The 16,625-nt window shown below is 34.5% G+C and carries 14 protein-coding genes; all 14 read left to right on the top strand.

Going from position 1 to position 16,625, the window contains the following annotated elements; genetic code table 11:
• The first annotated feature begins 157 nt into the window (after positions 1–157).
• Positions 158–1,420, top strand: coding sequence for an ROK family transcriptional regulator (locus HSACCH_RS12080; protein ID WP_005490152.1), 1,263 nt, complete (start codon positions 158–160; stop codon positions 1,418–1,420).
• A 28-nt stretch (positions 1,421–1,448) separates the two neighbouring features.
• Positions 1,449–2,261: a sugar phosphate isomerase/epimerase family protein gene (locus HSACCH_RS12075; protein ID WP_005490150.1), complete on the top strand. Its 813-nt coding sequence runs from the start codon at positions 1,449–1,451 to the stop codon at positions 2,259–2,261.
• Positions 2,262–2,279: 18 nt separating this feature from the next.
• Positions 2,280–3,248 (top strand): Gfo/Idh/MocA family protein, encoded by a 969-nt coding sequence (locus HSACCH_RS12070; RefSeq protein WP_005490148.1) that lies wholly within the window; start codon positions 2,280–2,282, stop codon positions 3,246–3,248.
• 124 nt (positions 3,249–3,372) lie between these two features.
• Entirely contained in the window at positions 3,373–4,311 is a 939-nt protein-coding gene (locus HSACCH_RS12065) for an ABC transporter substrate-binding protein (RefSeq protein ID WP_005490146.1), read from the top strand.
• 122 nt (positions 4,312–4,433) lie between these two features.
• Positions 4,434–5,939, top strand: coding sequence for a sugar ABC transporter ATP-binding protein (locus tag HSACCH_RS12060; protein WP_005490145.1), 1,506 nt, complete (start codon positions 4,434–4,436; stop codon positions 5,937–5,939).
• Between the two features lies 1 nt (position 5,940).
• A complete protein-coding gene (locus HSACCH_RS12055; protein ID WP_005490143.1) occupies positions 5,941–6,987 on the top strand; it encodes an ABC transporter permease in 1,047 nt (348 codons plus the stop codon).
• 49 nt (positions 6,988–7,036) lie between these two features.
• Positions 7,037–8,179 carry a Gfo/Idh/MocA family protein gene (locus HSACCH_RS12050; protein ID WP_005490142.1) on the top strand — a complete coding sequence of 381 codons (1,143 nt, stop codon included), beginning with the start codon at positions 7,037–7,039 and terminating at the stop codon, positions 8,177–8,179.
• Between the two features lie 25 nt (positions 8,180–8,204).
• Positions 8,205–9,194 (top strand): sugar phosphate isomerase/epimerase family protein, encoded by a 990-nt coding sequence (locus HSACCH_RS12045; protein ID WP_005490141.1) that lies wholly within the window; start codon positions 8,205–8,207, stop codon positions 9,192–9,194.
• 388 nt (positions 9,195–9,582) lie between these two features.
• The gene (locus tag HSACCH_RS12040) at positions 9,583–10,443 is read left to right on the top strand and encodes a DUF3100 domain-containing protein (protein ID WP_005490140.1); all 861 of its coding nucleotides are present in this window, start codon (positions 9,583–9,585) and stop codon (positions 10,441–10,443) included.
• Complete coding sequence (locus tag HSACCH_RS12035; RefSeq protein ID WP_005490138.1) at positions 10,443–10,907, top strand: hypothetical protein; 465 nt, start codon at positions 10,443–10,445, stop codon at positions 10,905–10,907. The genes HSACCH_RS12040 and HSACCH_RS12035 overlap by 1 nt, the downstream gene beginning before the upstream one ends.
• Positions 10,908–10,934: 27 nt before the next feature.
• On the top strand, positions 10,935–12,257 hold the full coding sequence (locus tag HSACCH_RS12030) for an amidohydrolase (protein WP_005490137.1): 1,323 nt from the start codon (positions 10,935–10,937) through the stop codon (positions 12,255–12,257).
• A gap of 221 nt (positions 12,258–12,478) precedes the next feature.
• A complete protein-coding gene (locus HSACCH_RS13620; protein ID WP_005490135.1) occupies positions 12,479–13,819 on the top strand; it encodes a GGDEF domain-containing protein in 1,341 nt (446 codons plus the stop codon).
• 24 nt (positions 13,820–13,843) lie between these two features.
• Positions 13,844–15,283, top strand: coding sequence for an HD domain-containing phosphohydrolase (locus tag HSACCH_RS14055; protein WP_005490133.1), 1,440 nt, complete (start codon positions 13,844–13,846; stop codon positions 15,281–15,283).
• 62 nt (positions 15,284–15,345) lie between these two features.
• Positions 15,346–16,617 carry a dicarboxylate/amino acid:cation symporter gene (locus HSACCH_RS12015; protein WP_040477493.1) on the top strand — a complete coding sequence of 424 codons (1,272 nt, stop codon included), beginning with the start codon at positions 15,346–15,348 and terminating at the stop codon, positions 16,615–16,617.
• Positions 16,618–16,625: the final 8 nt, after the last annotated feature.

Genomic DNA, 16,625 nt, shown 5'->3' with positions numbered 1-16,625 from the left:
CGCTGACTATTTAAATATTAAAAAAACTAATTTGTTTGACTTTCGAACTAATATAAACTATAATTAAATTAAGCAAATTATTATTTTTTAAAATAAATATTCAGAAAATAAACAATATTGCCAATTAAATATTATTTTAAACAAAGAAGGGACAATTATGAGTAGAATAGACAGCAAAAAATTTTTTGGCTGGTCTGGGCCAGCAGCAGGCGCAGCTATCTTTAGAATAATAAAAAACATTGGCCCTCTCTCTAGAACAGATATAGTAAAAAAAACCGGTTTATCAAAATCAACTGTAAGTGTGCATACCAAAAAGTTGTTGGAGATGGGACTGATTAAAGAAGCTGAAGCTGAGAATAAATCAGTTGGCAGTGTTGGTAGAAATCGACAGCTGCTTAAATTTGCTAAAAATAATGGCGTTATTGTAGCAATAGATTTAGGAGCAACCAGCCTCAATGTTGGCCTCTGCAACTTAGATGCCGAAATTATTGATATGAAATCTAAAAAAACTTTAGTCAACAATGGCCCTAAAATAATTATGGAAGAAATTGATATTTTCATTGAAAAATTATTGGAATCTAATGAAATAGCTGATAAAAAGATATTTGGAATCGGAATGGGAGTTCCTGGACCAGTTGAATTTTCTAAAGGAACACCGGTTTCGCCACCTATTATGCCGGGGTGGCATCTTTTCCCCTTAAAAAAAGTTCTACAGCAGAAATACAGCTGTCCAGCCTTTATCGATAATGATGTTAATGTGATGGCTGTTGGAGAAAAACACGCAGGTCTAGCCCAAAATATTTCTAATTTTATATTTATAAAAATAGGTACAGGAATTGGGGCCGGCATAATTTGCGAAGACGAATTATACAGGGGTTCCAAAGGTTGTGCTGGTGATATTGGGCATATTGCTGTTGAAGGAGAACAGGAATTCTGTCCCTGTGGAAATAGGGGCTGTCTAGAAGTAGTAGCAGCCGGACCGGCAATCGCCAAAAAAGCAAAAATAGCAGCTCAAAATAAGGAAAGTGAGATCTTGCTATCTTTTTTAAATATAAAAGGAGAGCTTACAGCTGAAGATGTTGGCGAAGCAGTGAAAAGAAATGATAAAGCTTCAATTGATATCATAAAAAATAGTGGTCAAAAAATTGGTCAGGTTGTATCTAGATTAGTTAATTTTTATAATCCATCTTTGATAATTATTGGAGGGGGAGTTGCTAATCTAGGTAATTATTTAATTTCTTCAATCAAAGAAGAAGTGCTTCGGCATTCTACTTCACTGGCAGTTCAAGATTTGGAAATAGAATTATCACAAAAAAATGAGGAAGTTGCTGTAATCGGGGCTGCAGCCATGGCTGTAAATGAAATTTATTCGCATGATAACGTTACTGAAATGGTTTATCTTGACAGCGGTTCTGATTAAATAAATCTTTTTTGAAAGGGGGGATAAATTGAAAAAAATAATTGCTGTTAACTCAAATACTTACCATGGTTTTGATTTAGAAGAAGCAATTGCAGGTATTAAAAAAGCAGGCTTTGATTATATTGAACTGACTGCCACCAAAGGTTGGACAGAACATGTTTTTCCTACAATGTCACTTCGGGAACTATACAGGATTAAAGATCAGCTACAAAAAGTTGGTCTGAGTCCTATATCTTTAAGTGGTCATACAAATTTAATGGATGATCAGCGACTTAAAGATTTTATAGCTAATATCAGACTGGCAGCTTTTTTTGAAAGTAAATATATAATTTCTTCTATAGGAGAGGCTCATCTTAAAGATCAGGCCGAGGCGTCAGATCAAAAAGTGGCTGACAATATAAAAAAGTTAATTCCTTATTTAAAAGAATACGATTTGATTTTAGGATTAGAAAACCACGGTAAACACGCAACCGGAAAGCATTTAAAAAGCATTGTCGAACTAATAGATTCTAAGCGGGTAGTAGTAAATTATGATACAGCAAATGCCATTTTTTATGGTGATGTAGATTTAGCTGAGGATCTTAAAACTGCAGTTAAGAAGATAGGACATTTACATCTTAAAGATAAGGCAGGAGCTCAGGACGAATGGGATTTCCCGGCTATTGGTAAAGGTAATTTAGACTTCAAAGAAATATTTGAAATTTTAGAAGCACACAATAATGATTCTCCTTTAAGTATAGAGATTGAATTTACTGAAGCGGGAGCAGCTGACTTAGATGAAGTAAATCAAGCAGTAAAAGATTCCTATAATTACCTTAAAAAATTAGGGATAGATTTTTAAAGTGAGAGGGGGGAGTAAATGCAGAAAATAGCAATTGTTGGCTTAGGTGGAATGGGAACAGTTCACTATAATAATTATGATCAGATTGAAAAAGCAGCGGTCAGAGCAGTAGTTGGCCCCTCTGAGTCTGATCAGAAAAAAGCTAAAAAGTGGGGGGTTGAAGTTTATAAAGATTTAGACAGCCTGCTGCAGGAAGTAGAAGTTGATATTGTTGATATTTGTACTCCAACTTTTTTGCATGTTGAATACGCTCTGAAGGCTCTAAATGCTGGGAAAAATGTAATTATTGAAAAACCGATTGCCCTGCACAGAGAAGATGCCGAACGGATTTTTGCACTGGCTTCAGAAAAAGAGGCCCTGGTTTTTGTGGGCCAGGTATTACATTTTACTAAAGAGGTTGAGATCTTAAAAGAAGCAGTTAAAAGTGGTAAATATGGAAAAGTTTTAGATGCTTATTTTACTAGATTAACTGAAGCTCCTGACTGGTCTGCTGGCGGGTGGCTCTTTGACAAAGAAAAAAGTGGCTTGCTGCCTTTTGATTTACACATCCATGATCTTGATTTGATTATCAGCCTTTTTGGACCGCCAACAAGTTATAGCTATACTGCTGCCGGAAGAGAAAATAGTAAGTTTAAAGAACATTATCGTTTTAATTATAACTTTGACGGACTAAATGTTGGGGCAGAAGCTGCCTGGTATAATGCGAGTTATCCTTTTACAGCTAATTGGCGGGTATATTTTGAAGAAGGTCTTTTAGTTAATGAGGAGCAGCTGATTTTTTATCCGGCAGAAGGAGAGGCATTTATCTTTGAGACAGAGGCTGAACCGAAGATTGAAACTGGGATTAATCTGCCGCCAACAGCTATGTTTTATAATGAGCTTTCTCATTTTGTTAACTGTGCAGAAAAAGGTGTTTATTCAGACAGAATAACTAAAGAACAGTTAATTACAACTGCTGGAATTTTAGAAGAAATTGCCGGCTTATAATTTAGCTTATTATTAAAATTAGCTTTTGAATTTTCATTTAATATGGCATCAACAGCGGTTTTGATTTTTAAACTGCTGCTTAAGTTGTAGATTATAGTCAACTAAAATGAGGAGGAAATTTTTTATGAGAAAATCTTTAGTTTTTTTAATTATGGTTTCCCTGCTGTTAACTCTTGTTTTTGCCAGTGGAGTCAGTGCTCAAGATAAGCATAAGGTTGGGATTTTAGCGCCTGCAGTTACTCACGGTTGGGTAGCAGCTGTAGCTTATCATGCTGAAGCACGGGCGGAAGAGCTTTCTGATCAAATTGAATATAGAATTCAGACCAGCAGTAATGCAGCTGAGATGACTTCTCAACTTGATGATCTAAAAACCTGGGGAGCAGAGGCAGTAGTTGCTTTTCCTCAGTGGACCGGGATGGAAGTACCGATAAGAATGGCTATTCAGGATGGTATTGAAGTAGTCAACTTTGATATTGAAATTGACGTAGATGGTGTTTATCGTGTTGCTGGTGATAACTATGATATGGGAGTTCAGGGAGCTCATTATATTTCCGATAAAATTGGTAAAGAAGGAACAGTTGTTATTCTCGAAGTACCAACAGCTGGCTCAGTTTCTGAACTACGGAAAGAAGGATTTTTAGACACCTTAGATGAAATTGGTGCTGATTATGAACTCCACACCTATGCAACTCAATTTACCAGAGAAGCAGGATTAAATGATATGTCAGATATTTTAATTAGACATGATCACATTGATGCTGTATATTCCATGGATGATGAAACTTCAATTGGAGTAGTAAAAGCAATAGAAGAAGCCGGCCGTGAAGATATTAAGGTAGTAACTGGTGGTGGCGGAATGCAGGAGTACTTCGAAATGATGCCTAAATATGATGACATCTGGCTGCAGTCAGCTCTCTATTCTCCAGCAATGGTTAAGGATGCAGTTGATGTAGCAGTTAAGTTATTAGATGGTGAAGAAGTACCTCAAGAAACAATTATTCCTACAACAATAGTTGATCGCACAAATTATAAAGAATTCTTAGATCCAAATTCTCCATATTAAAAATGATTTCTCAAATTAATCTAATGCAGATTAAATGTTTATAATTGAGAAATTAAATAGACAACAAATTCAGAGGTTATGGTTTCCATAGCCTCTGATTTGAATTGATGGGATGTGATTTGATGAAAATAGAAATGAAGAAGATCTATAAAAGCTTTGGTGCAATTGAAGCTGTTAAAGATGTCTCTTTTTCAGTTGAAGGGGGAGAAGTCTGTGCCCTGATCGGTGAAAATGGTGCTGGTAAATCTACTCTGATGAATATCTTAGGTGGAGTCCTGCCTGCTGATAAGGGAGAAATATTAATTGATGGACAAAAAGTAAGCTTTGAGCAGCCAGCTGATTCTTTGAGTTCTGGTATAGCTTTTATTCATCAGGAATTGAATTTGATCAATGACCTTCCAATTTATGAGAATATGTTTATCGGCAGGGAGTTAAAGAAAAAGGGTGGAATTCTAGATTTAGAAAAGATGATTGAAAAAACTCAAGCGGTTTTTGATGAGATGGAAATTGGATTGGATCCTAAAACAATGGTCAGAGATCTTGATACTTCTTATAAACAAATTGTTGAGATTTCGCGGGCTATTATGATGGATGCTTCTATTATTATTATGGATGAACCGACAACTTCGCTTACTGATCAGGAAATTGAGCGAGTTTTTGAAATGATGGAAACCTTAAAAAGACAAAATGTAGGTATAGTTTTCATCTCTCATAAATTAAATGAGGTAATAGAATTTTGTGATTGCTATACAGTTTTAAGAAATGGAGAGCTGGTCGCTGAAGGAATGGTCAAAGATGTTGATGTAGATCAATTGGCCAGAGATATGGTTGGCCATGAGCTGACACAAAGATCTTTAGAAAGAGAAACGCAGCCGGGAAGGGAAGTACTTAGAGCAGAGAATTTAAGCTATAATAATGATTTTAAGGATATTTCATTTGCCGTTCATCAGGGAGAAATACTTGGAGTGACAGGTCTTTTGGGAGACGGTAGAAAAGAACTATTCCAGGCTATATTTGGCAGGGGTGAAATTGAATCTGGGAAATTATATTTAAATGAGCAGGAGGTTAAAATTAAAAATACTACTGATGCTCTGGAGAAGGGAATCGGTTATTTGCCGAGAAATCGAAAAGAAAATGGAATAATAAAAGATATGGACATTTTTGATAATGCTTCAATAGTTACCTGGCCTCTTTTTGATCAATGGGGAGTTATTGATCAGGAAAAGCAGGAACATAAGTTTGAGGAACAGGTAGAAAAACTCAGAATTGTAATGGGTAAGAAAACTGATTCCATCAACAGTTTATCTGGTGGAAATCAACAAAAGATTGTTTTAGCAAAATGGTTAACTGCTAATCCAGACATTTTTATTTTAGATAATCCGACTCAAGGAGTTGATGTTGGAGCTAAAGAAGATATTTATGATATTATTTTAAAACTGGCAAAAGAAAATATAGCAGTTGTGATTTTATCAAGTGAGGCTAAAGAAATAATTAGAATTTGTGATCGAGCTTTGGTAATGTATCATGGAATAATTCAGGGAGAACTAAGTCGAGATGAAATGACAGAGCATGAGATTATGCGGCTGGCAACTGGTGCCAGAGCAAATTCAGGTCAGGAGGGGGCATAAGATGCAGAATAAAGAAAAAGAAAAAAATATAGGATTTAAGGATTGGTTTCTAAATAATTGGACAAACAAGCCAATTTTTAGCACCAGTATTGCCTTATTAGTAATGATAATATTACAGACCTGGAGTCTTGGTTTTGATTATGACTCTGTTGGCAGCTGGTTTTTTACCTGGACTAATAACTGGATAAATATTTTGAGAAATAACGCTGGAGTTGGTTTAATTGCTCTAGGAATGTCTTTTGTTATTATGTCAGCGGGGATTGATCTTTCTGTTGGATCAACTATGGTTGCTGTTGGAGCAGCTTTAATGATGCTGCTTGATAGAGGCCCCAATGGGCTCTTAATAAATTTAGGAATCGAAGGTATTCCAGCAATTTTAATTGCAGTTTTGCTCTCACTGGCTTTTGGCTATTTTTTAGGTAATTTAAATGGCTTATTAATTACCAGAGGAGGAATTCCTCCTTTTGTAGTAACCCTGGCAACTATGAAACTGTACCGCAGTGTGACTCAGCATTTTATGCAGGGTTATAACCCCAGAGTACCGTTAGAGTTTTTGCCGATTTCTAATTTTCAGATCGGACCTTATCGAATGATGCCAATTATTTACTGGCTTTTAATTGCAGCTGTATTATATTTTATGTCAAAAAGAACAACCTTTGGCCGCCAAATTATTGCTGTCGGCTCTAATGAGCGTTCAGCCAATCTTTCGGGAGTTAATGTCAAAAAGGTAAAGCGCAGAGTTTATGCAATCACCGGTTTTTTAGTTGCCTGTGCAGCAATCATTCAGGTTTCTCGCATTGGTTCTATGGATTATGCCAATGCCGGCAGCGGTTATGAGATGGAAGCAATTGCAGCTGCTGTTGTTGGTGGAACCAGTATGAGTGGTGGCCGGGGAACAGTTATCGGTACTTTGCTTGGAGTTTTAATTATTGCAGTTATGAATAATCTGCTTAACTTAATGGGAGTACCACCATTCTTAAGAGAGGCTTTTAAAGGCTTAATCTTAATTGGAGCTGTTCTAATGCAGAAAAAACAAAAATCAGTGTAAATTTTTTATAGAATAAAAGAATAAATGAAAATGGAAAAGGAGTGGTTTGATGGCTAAATTAAAAGCAGGAGTCATTGGTACTGGTTTTGTTGGCGAAGCTCATGTTGAAGCTTTAAGAAGGTTGCATAATATAGATGTTAAAGCTGTTGCAGCCAGCAGCCTCGAATCTTCAAAAAAAGCTGCAGCCAAATTAAATGTTCCCAATTATTATGCTGGTTATGAGAAAATGCTGGCTCAAGAAGATTTAGATGTAGTTCATAATTGTACTCCAAACAAGCTTCACTTTCCAATTAACAAAGCCTTTATGGAGGCTGGAGTTCATGTTTTTTCCGAAAAGCCCCTAGTGATGAATAGCAGTGAAGGAGAAAAACTTCTAAAAATTGCTGCAAAAAATAATGTATATACAGGAGTAAACTATAATTATCGCCATTATCCTTTAGTTAAAGAAATGCAGAATAAGGTGCGGCAGCAAATTGGACAACTTTTTCATATCCGTGGTTACTATCTGCAGGACTGGATGCTTTTTGATACTGATTACAGCTGGCGCATTGATCCAGAAAAGGGTGGTAAATCTAGAGTTGTAGCAGATATTGGTTCTCACTTTTGTGATTTGCTGCAGTATTTAACAGGTCAAAAAATTAGCAGATTAACAGCTGCTACAAAGATTGTACATCCAGAGCGCAAAAAACCAGTTTCAGAAACCAAAACCTTTACTCAGAGTGATCAGAATCAAGAATATGAAAAATATGAAGTTGAAACTGAAGACTATGCTGCGGTACTTTTTGAACTGGAAGACGGAACAGCAGGTAGTTTTACAGTTTCGCAGGTTGATGCCGGCCACAAAAATGATCTATTTATAGAAATCAGCGGCAGCGAAAATAGTTTAAGCTGGTCCCAGGAAAATGCCAACCAATTATTTATCGGTTATCGAGATCAGGCAAATCAGAATTTAACTCGTGATCCTGCTCTTTTAGAAGGAAAAGCAGCTGAGCGCTGTTATTATCCTGGTGGACATATTGAAGGCTGGTCAGAGGGATTAAAAAATTCAATTAAAGATTTTTATGATTGTATTTTACAAAAAGGAGATCCAGCTAATTATGATTTTGCTACTTTTGCAGATGGCCAGCAGGAAGTTAAAATTACAGAGGCTATTTTAAAAAGCTCTCAAGCAGAAAAATGGGTTGAAGTATAAAATTTTATTTAAAGGGGTGTAGAAAATGGGTCGAAAGGTAACTATTTTTACAGGACAATGGGCAGATTTATCCTTTGCAGAAGTGGCTCAAACAATGGACAAAATTGGTTATGATGGTTTAGAGATTGCCTGTTGGGGTGATCATTTAGATGTTAAAAAAGCAGCAGAAGATAGTTCTTATGTTGAAAAAAAGCTTGAAATATTAGCTGAAAATAATTTGCAAGTTTGGACTATTGGTAATCATCTTGCCGGTCAGTGTGTTGGTGATCGCTATGATCCCAGACTTGATAATTTTGCTCCAGAAAAATATGCAGGTCAGCCTGATGAAATTAGAAAATGGGCGATAGAAGAGATGAAACTAACGGCCGCTGCTGCTAAAAATTTAGGAGTTGAGGTAGTAACAGGATTTACTGGTTCACCAATTTGGAAGTTTTTTTATTCATTTCCTCAAACTACAGAAGCAATGATTGAAGAAGGATTTGATCAAATAGTAGAACTCTGGAATCCTATTTTAGATGTTTTTAAAGAAAATGGGGTTAAATTTGCTTTAGAGGTTCATCCAACTGAAATTGCCTTTGATTTCTACACTACAAAAAAGCTTTTAGATAAATTTGACTGGCGGCCTGAATTTGGGATTAACTTTGACCCCAGCCATTTAATCTGGCAGGGAATGACTCCCTATTTATTTTTAAGAGATTTTAGTCAAAGAATTTATCATGTTCATATGAAAGACGCTGCTGTAAGCTTAAATGGACGGGAAGGAATCTTAGGTTCTCATTTACCCTTTGGTGATCGCCGTCGGGGTTGGGATTTCAGGTCTTTAGGACATGGAGATATAGATTTTGATGAGATTATAAGAGAGTTAAATAAAATGAATTATACTGGCCCCCTTTCTGTTGAATGGGAAGATAGTGGGATGGATAGAATGTATGGAGCTGAAGAAGCTCTTAACTTTGTTCGTAATGTTGATTTTGCGCCATCCAATCTGGCTTTTGATGATTCTATGGAAAAATAATCAATTAGTATTATAATAGGTAAAATTTAAATTAGAAGTTTTAAACTCTGGCTGTTTCTTAAATAAGAAACAGCTTTTTTCTAGTTTGCTTTAGCTAAGATAAATAATAAAATCACAAAAAATTATAAAAGTACTGAAAATACAGCTGTATACATGTATACTTTTCTAAATTAAATTGATAATTCCTTGACTCTAAACTTAATAAGTTCTAAAATATTATCAAGAATCATTAAATAATATGTAAAATTTGAAAGAGGAGGTGAAGAAAGTTATTAGTTTTAAAGTTAGACTTAAAGTAGAAGTTAAGCAAAATTAGCTAAACTTTTAGGTAATTATTTTTTAATTATTAAAAATATGAGAAGTTAAAGAATTGAGGAGTGTTATTAAGATGGCAAAAAATAAAGAAAAGCAAGCAGAAATTAGGCAGGGAAATGATTTTAATTCTTTTTTAAAATTATTTATCTCAGTGCTGCTGATTGTTGCAGCGACTGAGCTTTTCGGCACAAAAACCTTTAAGCTTGGACCTGGTCAGGTAGTCTTACTGCCAATGTTATTTGCTGTGATTATTGGAATGTTAATTACACCTGATCTTTTAGGTAGTAAAATTAAAGCTCTTAAAAAAGTTATTTCGATGCAAGAAGTTGAGAATGCAGGCACATACGTAATGATAGCTTTATTACCTTTAGGAGTAAAATATGGAACCCTTGTAGGACCAAATATTGTGGAAGTAGTAAAAGCTGGACCTGCATTCTTACTGCAGGAGTTAGGTAACTTAGGTACAATATTTATTGCTTTACCTCTGGCTTTGCTTTTAGGAATGAAAAGAGAAGCTGTTGGTGCTACTGCCAGTATTTCCCGCGAACCTACCCTTGGGGTAATTGGAGAAAAATATGGAATTTCATCTCCAGAAGGTACAGGAGTACTCGGTACTTATTTAATGGGAACAGTTTTTGGTACAATTTTCTTCGGCCTTTTAGGTGGTATATCAGCAGCAACAGGTCTTCATCCTTTAGCACTTGCAATGGCAAGTGGAATGGGAAGTGGATCGATGATGGCAGCTGCTTCTGGTGCACTTGCGGAATCAGTACCAGCAATGAAAGATGAAATCTTAGCTTATGCAGCTACCAGTAATATGCTGACTGGAGTAACTGGATTATATTCTGTTATATTCCTGGGACTACCGTTAGTTAATTTCCTTTATGATAAGCTCAGTCCTATTTTGTCCAAAAAAGATAGAGGTGATGAATAATGAGCCTTAATTTTGATAGAAGTTTAGAATATTTAAAGATGCTGATTGTTGTTGGAGTCCTAATCTTAATTGGTCAGAGACTGGGTTATGGAATTCCTATTTTACCAGCCCTACCGGGAATGGTATTAGTTATTTTAATTTCTTTTTTAGCACTGACTATTAAAGATAGTTTTCCTAAGCTGCAGTTTCCGGCATTTGCCTGGGCATCATTAACTGCTTTAATTTTAAGTATGCCTTTTATGCCAACAGCAGACCTGTTTTTAAAGTATACAAACGAGGTTAATTTTTTAGGTACAACAACCCCGATCTTGGCTTTTGCAGGGATTTCTGTTGGAAATAAGATTGAGAAATTAAAAAAATTGAGCTGGAAAGTATTTATTATTGCTATTGCAGTATTTATTGGTACATATTTTGGTTCTGCAATCGTAGCCCACATAGTCCTTAAAATGCAGGGTATTATTTAATTAAAGTTAAAAAAGGAAGTGTTAACTTTGCAGAAAAACGAAATAAAAGCAAAGATAATCGAAACTATTGAAAATAATCGCAGTAAAATTGTTGAGCTCGTTGATGAGATTTATAAAAATCCAGAGCTTGGCTATAAAGAAGAGAAGACCACTAAAATAATAGCAGAGGCTTTTTCTGATTTAGAAATTGATTTTAAAGAACATCAGAATTTAAGTGGGATTAATGCTCTACTGGAAATGGAAAATCCGGGGCCTAAAATTGCTGTTCTGGGAGAACTAGATGCAGTTACTTGTTCAGAACATCCTGATGCCGATCCAGAAACTAATGCTGTCCATGCCTGTGGTCATAATATTCAACTGGGAGTAATGTATGGAGTTGCAGCTGCTTTTAAAAAAGCAGGAGTAGAGTCTGAACTAGCTGGTACTCTTAATTTTATCACTACTCCAGCCGAGGAATTTATTGAACTGGAATACCGGGATCAACTTAGAGAAGCAGGTAAAATAAATTACTTTGGTGGTAAACAGGAATTAATAAAAAGAGGTAGTTTTGATGATGTAGATATCTCAATCATGATGCATGCTCTTGATTTAGGTTCCAAAAAGGCTTTAGTTGCTCCTAAGGGAAATGGCTTTGTCGGTAAAAACATTAGATTCATTGGTCAAGAATCTCATGCAGGCTCAGCTCCGGAAAAAGGAGTCAACGCTTTAAATGCTGCTGTTTTAGCAATGAATAATATTAATGCCCAGCGAGAAACTTTTGCTGAGGCAGATAGAGTTCGAGTTCATCCAATAATTACTAAAGGTGGAGATATAGTTAATATTGTTCCGGCAGATGTGAGGATGGAAAGTTATGTTCGGGCTCGAAATATTGAAGCCATTAAAAAAGCAAATGAAAAGGTAGATCGTTCTCTTAAAGCAGGAGCAATGGCAGTTGGGGCAGATGTAAAAATTACTGATATCCCTGGTTATCTACCCCTTTTAAATAATGAAGGCTTAGATTCAATTTTAGAGTCAAATCTTTTAGAGTTAGTAGATGAAGCAGAAATTACAGTTGGTGGTGATTTTACGGGTTCCTTTGATTTTGGAGACGTATCGCATTTAATGCCTGCTCTACATCCATTTTTCGGTGGAGTAGCTGGAGATCTTCATACCAGGAACTTTAAAACTAAGAATAAAGATGATGCCTATATTTTACCAATTAAAGCTCTGGCAATGACAGTTGTTGATCTTCTTTATGATAATGCTGCTGAAGCTAAAAAAATAATTAAAGATTTTAAAGCACCACTAACAAAAAAAGAATACCTTGAATTAATGGAAGAGTTTACAGAAGAAATAATTTATAAAAATTAATAATAAAATTTAAGAGCAGTTAGCTGATTATTTTGCTAGCTGCTTTTACTATCTAACTTCAAATAAGCTTTAAAGTAAAAGTTAATTGTGCTAGATATTAGAACTACAGGATAAAAATAATTAATTAAAGGATATTTCATAAATTTAGTGAATTATATAATGATAAGGGAATTTAGGTTGATAACGTCAAACGAAATTATTTTAAGATTGGAGTTTTTTTTATGCATAGACTTTTTAATAAATTAAAAAATATTTTTGCTATAATCATTGTTATAATAATTTTTGCATCTTATTTTGGCGTGTATATTCCTTTAAAAAATGAATTAGAAGATTCACTACATCAAGGTTTTAAAAATATGGTTTCTAATGCTGAAATCACTTTAGAAAATCATTTAAATAGGGCTTTAGAAGGTGCAGAGAGTTTATCAAGCAGGACAATGATTAGAAGAGAGCTAGAAAAATATCAGGCGGGGGAAATTAATTATCAGGAACTCCAGGAATATACTCAGCCTAAATATGAGGATGGAGCTGCTATTCATAAACATTTACTTGCAGCTTATAGATTTGTTGATGGTAGAATTTTAGCTAATTATGGAGGAGATTATTTAGAGCTGCTGGCTAATAATGGCTTTCTAGAAAGTGAAGCTGATAATTTACTGGTCACCGCTGATCAAAGATATATTATTGTTAAGTCATCTATCTTAACTGATGCGGGAAATCGACTGGGTAGTGATTATATAATTTATGATTTAAATGCTATACTTTCAGAATTAAGACAGTTAAATCCTGAAGAAATAGACTATAATATTCTAAGGGGAGAGCCTGTACTGAATAGTGGAATTAAAGCAGATAAGATCATTGAAATAAGAGAATTAAATAACACTGATTATTTTTTGCAAGCAGAAACTTCCGCTTCTTTGATTTATGATACGATTGGTAGAATCTCATATAAGATAATACTTGTGGTTTTATTAACTGTTTTGGCGATTGCATTTCTTGTAACTAAAGTATTGCATAATACATCTAAAAATATAGTTAAAAATTTAAGAAAAGAATTAAAAGAAAAAACCATCTTGTCAGAAACCGATAAAATGCTTGGAATTTATAACAGAGCTAAATTTAACCAAGAATTAGAAAGAGAAATAGACCGGGTTAAAAGATATAAAAGCAAGCTATCTTTAATAATGATTGACATTGATTATTTTAAAGAATTTAATGATAATTATGGTCATCATGTAGGAGACCAAATCTTAAAAAAAATAGTATCGATAGTTGAAGAAAAGATTAGAAAACATGATATTTTAGCTCGTTATGGTGGAGATGAATTTATGATTATCTGTCCTGAAACTAGTTTAAAAGATGCTGAAAAGCTTGCTCAAAGATTAAATGAAGCTATTGATTATTATAACTGTAGTGAAGATAATAATTTAAGCTGTAGTTTTGGAGTGGCAGAATATCAAGATGATGAAGATGATCTAATGTCTTTAATTAAAAGAGCAGATCAGGCTTTATATCAAGCCAAAGAAAATGGACGCAATCGAGTCTGTAGAAATATTAATTAATCTCAAATAGATTAAGGGGCTGATATGTTGAAATTAAAAGAAGAAGTTAAGATAGTAATGATTTATTTGCTGATTGGCTTTGGCTGGATATATTTTTCAGATAAAATTTTGCTGCTTTTTATTGGAGATAGTGTTCAACTAAATCAGCTGCAGACATATAAAGGTATTTTCTATGTAATTGTTACTGCTATTATATTTTACTTTTTATTTAAAAAATATTTAAATGATCTAAGAAAGCAGCACCAAAAACTAGAAGCAAAAAATAAAAAATTAATTGAATCTAATAAAAAAATAGATACTATAAATCAGGAACTTGATGCTTCCTTAAAATCTTTAGAAAAATTAAATAAGAGATTTGTTAAAATGATTAGTTTTGTTTATAGTTTGAATGAAAAATCAAATTTAAATGAAGAAGAATTTTTATCAGACTTACTGTATAATATAATCGAAATTATACCAGAGGCAGATTATGGAAAAATATACCTGATCGAAAATGGACAGTGCAATTTTATAGAAGCTGTTGGTCATGATATAGATGCTCTGAAGCAAATTAATATTTTTGAAAAAAGTCTTTTGGATTTTGATAGTGAAGGCGTTAATTTTTCAAAAAATTATTCAGTGAATATTGATGATTTAACTTCAGCTAAAAAAAAGGATTTCAAAAAAGCTCTAAAAAATATTAAAGAATCAATGTATATTGATATTAAAGTAAAAAATAGAGTTGTAGGTAGGATTTCACTTGATATTGCTGAAAATAGTGAGCAAAATTTTAATCAGGGAACTACTCATATTTTAGAATCATTTTCAACTCTCGCTTCCTCCTTTTTTGCTTATAAGAGATTTGATCGACTGCAGGGGAAGTTTACTAAAGAGTTGATTTCTTCTATTATAAAAATTTTGGAAATCTATGATGAATATACTAAAGGTCATTCCGAAAATGTCGCTAATTTATCAATGCTAATTGCAGAAGAAATGGGTTTATCCGAAGAAACTGTACTTGATACTTACTGGGCCGGTATGGTACATGATATCGGTAAACTGCTGGTACCAGTGCAAATTTTAAATAAGACTGAGCGGCTTGAAGAATTTGAATATGATATTATAAAAAAACATCCTGTTTGGAGCAGTAGAGCCCTTGCTGACTCTGAAACTTTAAAACATATTTCTAAATATGTGCTCTATCATCATGAGCGCTGGGATGGATACGGTTATCCAGAAGGTTTAGCTGCTGAGGATATTCCGCTTGTCTCTCAAATTATTGCTGTTGCTGATGCCTGGGATGCAATGACTTCTAACCGTTCTTACAGAGATTCACTTTCTAAAGAAGCAGCAATAAAAGAGATTAAAAATAACAAAGGAAGTCAGTTTTCACCTCGGGCTGCTGCGGCTTTTTTAAGACTTATTGATAAAAAGGAATTAGAGGCTGTAAAAAATAAATATGAAAACTATAAAGGAATGATTTGATTCCTTTTAAATAAAAATTAATTAACATAAAAATTTAGAGAGTAGAGAGGAATGATAAAAAAATGGACGAGACGAAATCGACAATTTGGCAGTTCTATAAATCAAAACCACTTGTTTTGAGAATAGGTATTGCCTTTATTTTAGGGTCACTTTTAGGATTGTTTTTAGGAGAATCAGTACTTGTTTTAGAACCACTGGGAACACTTTTTATTAAACTATTAAAAATGATTGTAATTCCAATTGTTTTTTTAACTCTGGTTGCTGGAATGAGAAGTTTAACTCCTTCCAAGTTGGGTAGAGTTGGAGGCCAGACTGTTGCTTTATATTTAATAACAACAGCTGTGGCAATTGTTATTGGTTTAATTACCGCAAATATAATAGCACCAGGTATTGGTCTTACTTTACCACTTGAAGCAGAGATCATGACAAAAGAGGCACCATCTTTAGCAGAAGTTTTTATGAATATCGTGCCTGACAATCCGTTTTCAGCCTTTGCCGAAGGTAATGTGCTGCAGACAATTTTCATTGCCATAGTCTTTGGGCTGGCGCTAGCAGTTTTACAGGAAAAGGCTGAAGGTAGTGTCAAAGCTGGAGTGGAAAGTATTTTTAATATTGTTGAAGCTGGTGCAGAGGCAATGTTTAAGGTTGTTTGGGGAGTTATGGAGTATGGAGTTATTGGTGTTTTTGCGCTGATGGCCTCGGTTTTTGCTAAAACAGGTGTTGATGCCTTGATACCCTTTGCTAAATTAATATTAAGTTTATTTTTAGCCGTTATTATTCATATAACTATTACCCATCTTTTAATTATAGTTAAGGGATTTTTAAAACAGAAACCTACAAGCTTTCTTTTGGGAATAAAAGATGCAATGATTACAGCTTTAAGTATTAGATCAAGCAGTGGAACACTGCCAGTTTCGATGGCAAATGCTGAAGATAATCTTTGTATAGACGAAGAAATTTACAGTTTCACTTTACCATTAGGAGCTACAATTAATATGGATGGAACAGCGATGTATCAGGGAGTAGCGGCTGTTTTTGCTGCTAACTTGATCGGACAGACATTAACTATTGCTCAACAAGCAACAATTGTTGTAACTGCTGTGCTGGCAAGTATTGGAACTGCTGGTGTACCGGGTAGTGGGCTAATTATGCTGACACTTGTTTTAACTCAACTTGGTTTACCACTTTCGGTTGTTGGTTTTGTAGCAGGAATTGATCCTATTTTAGATAGATTTAGAACAGTAAATAATGTTACCGGCGACCTTGCTGTGACTGCTTTAGTCGCAAAATGGAATGATGCAATTGATTTCAGCAGGGGAAGCTGGAAAAAATAAAGGGTGAT

The sequence above is a fragment of the Halanaerobium saccharolyticum subsp. saccharolyticum DSM 6643 genome (assembly GCF_000350165.1).
Taxonomy (GTDB): Bacteria; Bacillota; Halanaerobiia; order Halanaerobiales; family Halanaerobiaceae; genus Halanaerobium; species Halanaerobium saccharolyticum.
The sequence above is the reverse complement of the archived record's forward strand: the minus strand, read 5'-3'. Positions and strand labels throughout refer to the sequence as shown.

Coding starts and splice junctions, on each gene's coding strand:
- HSACCH_RS12040 (WP_005490140.1), top strand. CDS start 9,583: ATGGCAAAAAATAAAGAAAAGCAAGCAGAAATTAGGCAGGGAAATGAT.
- HSACCH_RS12050 (WP_005490142.1), top strand. CDS start 7,037: ATGGCTAAATTAAAAGCAGGAGTCATTGGTACTGGTTTTGTTGGCGAA.
- HSACCH_RS12080 (WP_005490152.1), top strand. CDS start 158: ATGAGTAGAATAGACAGCAAAAAATTTTTTGGCTGGTCTGGGCCAGCA.
- HSACCH_RS14055 (WP_005490133.1), top strand. CDS start 13,844: ATGTTGAAATTAAAAGAAGAAGTTAAGATAGTAATGATTTATTTGCTG.
- HSACCH_RS12065 (WP_005490146.1), top strand. CDS start 3,373: ATGAGAAAATCTTTAGTTTTTTTAATTATGGTTTCCCTGCTGTTAACT.
- HSACCH_RS12015 (WP_040477493.1), top strand. CDS start 15,346: ATGGACGAGACGAAATCGACAATTTGGCAGTTCTATAAATCAAAACCA.
- HSACCH_RS12055 (WP_005490143.1), top strand. CDS start 5,941: ATGCAGAATAAAGAAAAAGAAAAAAATATAGGATTTAAGGATTGGTTT.
- HSACCH_RS13620 (WP_005490135.1), top strand. CDS start 12,479: ATGCATAGACTTTTTAATAAATTAAAAAATATTTTTGCTATAATCATT.
- HSACCH_RS12045 (WP_005490141.1), top strand. CDS start 8,205: ATGGGTCGAAAGGTAACTATTTTTACAGGACAATGGGCAGATTTATCC.
- HSACCH_RS12060 (WP_005490145.1), top strand. CDS start 4,434: ATGAAAATAGAAATGAAGAAGATCTATAAAAGCTTTGGTGCAATTGAA.
- HSACCH_RS12035 (WP_005490138.1), top strand. CDS start 10,443: ATGAGCCTTAATTTTGATAGAAGTTTAGAATATTTAAAGATGCTGATT.
- HSACCH_RS12070 (WP_005490148.1), top strand. CDS start 2,280: ATGCAGAAAATAGCAATTGTTGGCTTAGGTGGAATGGGAACAGTTCAC.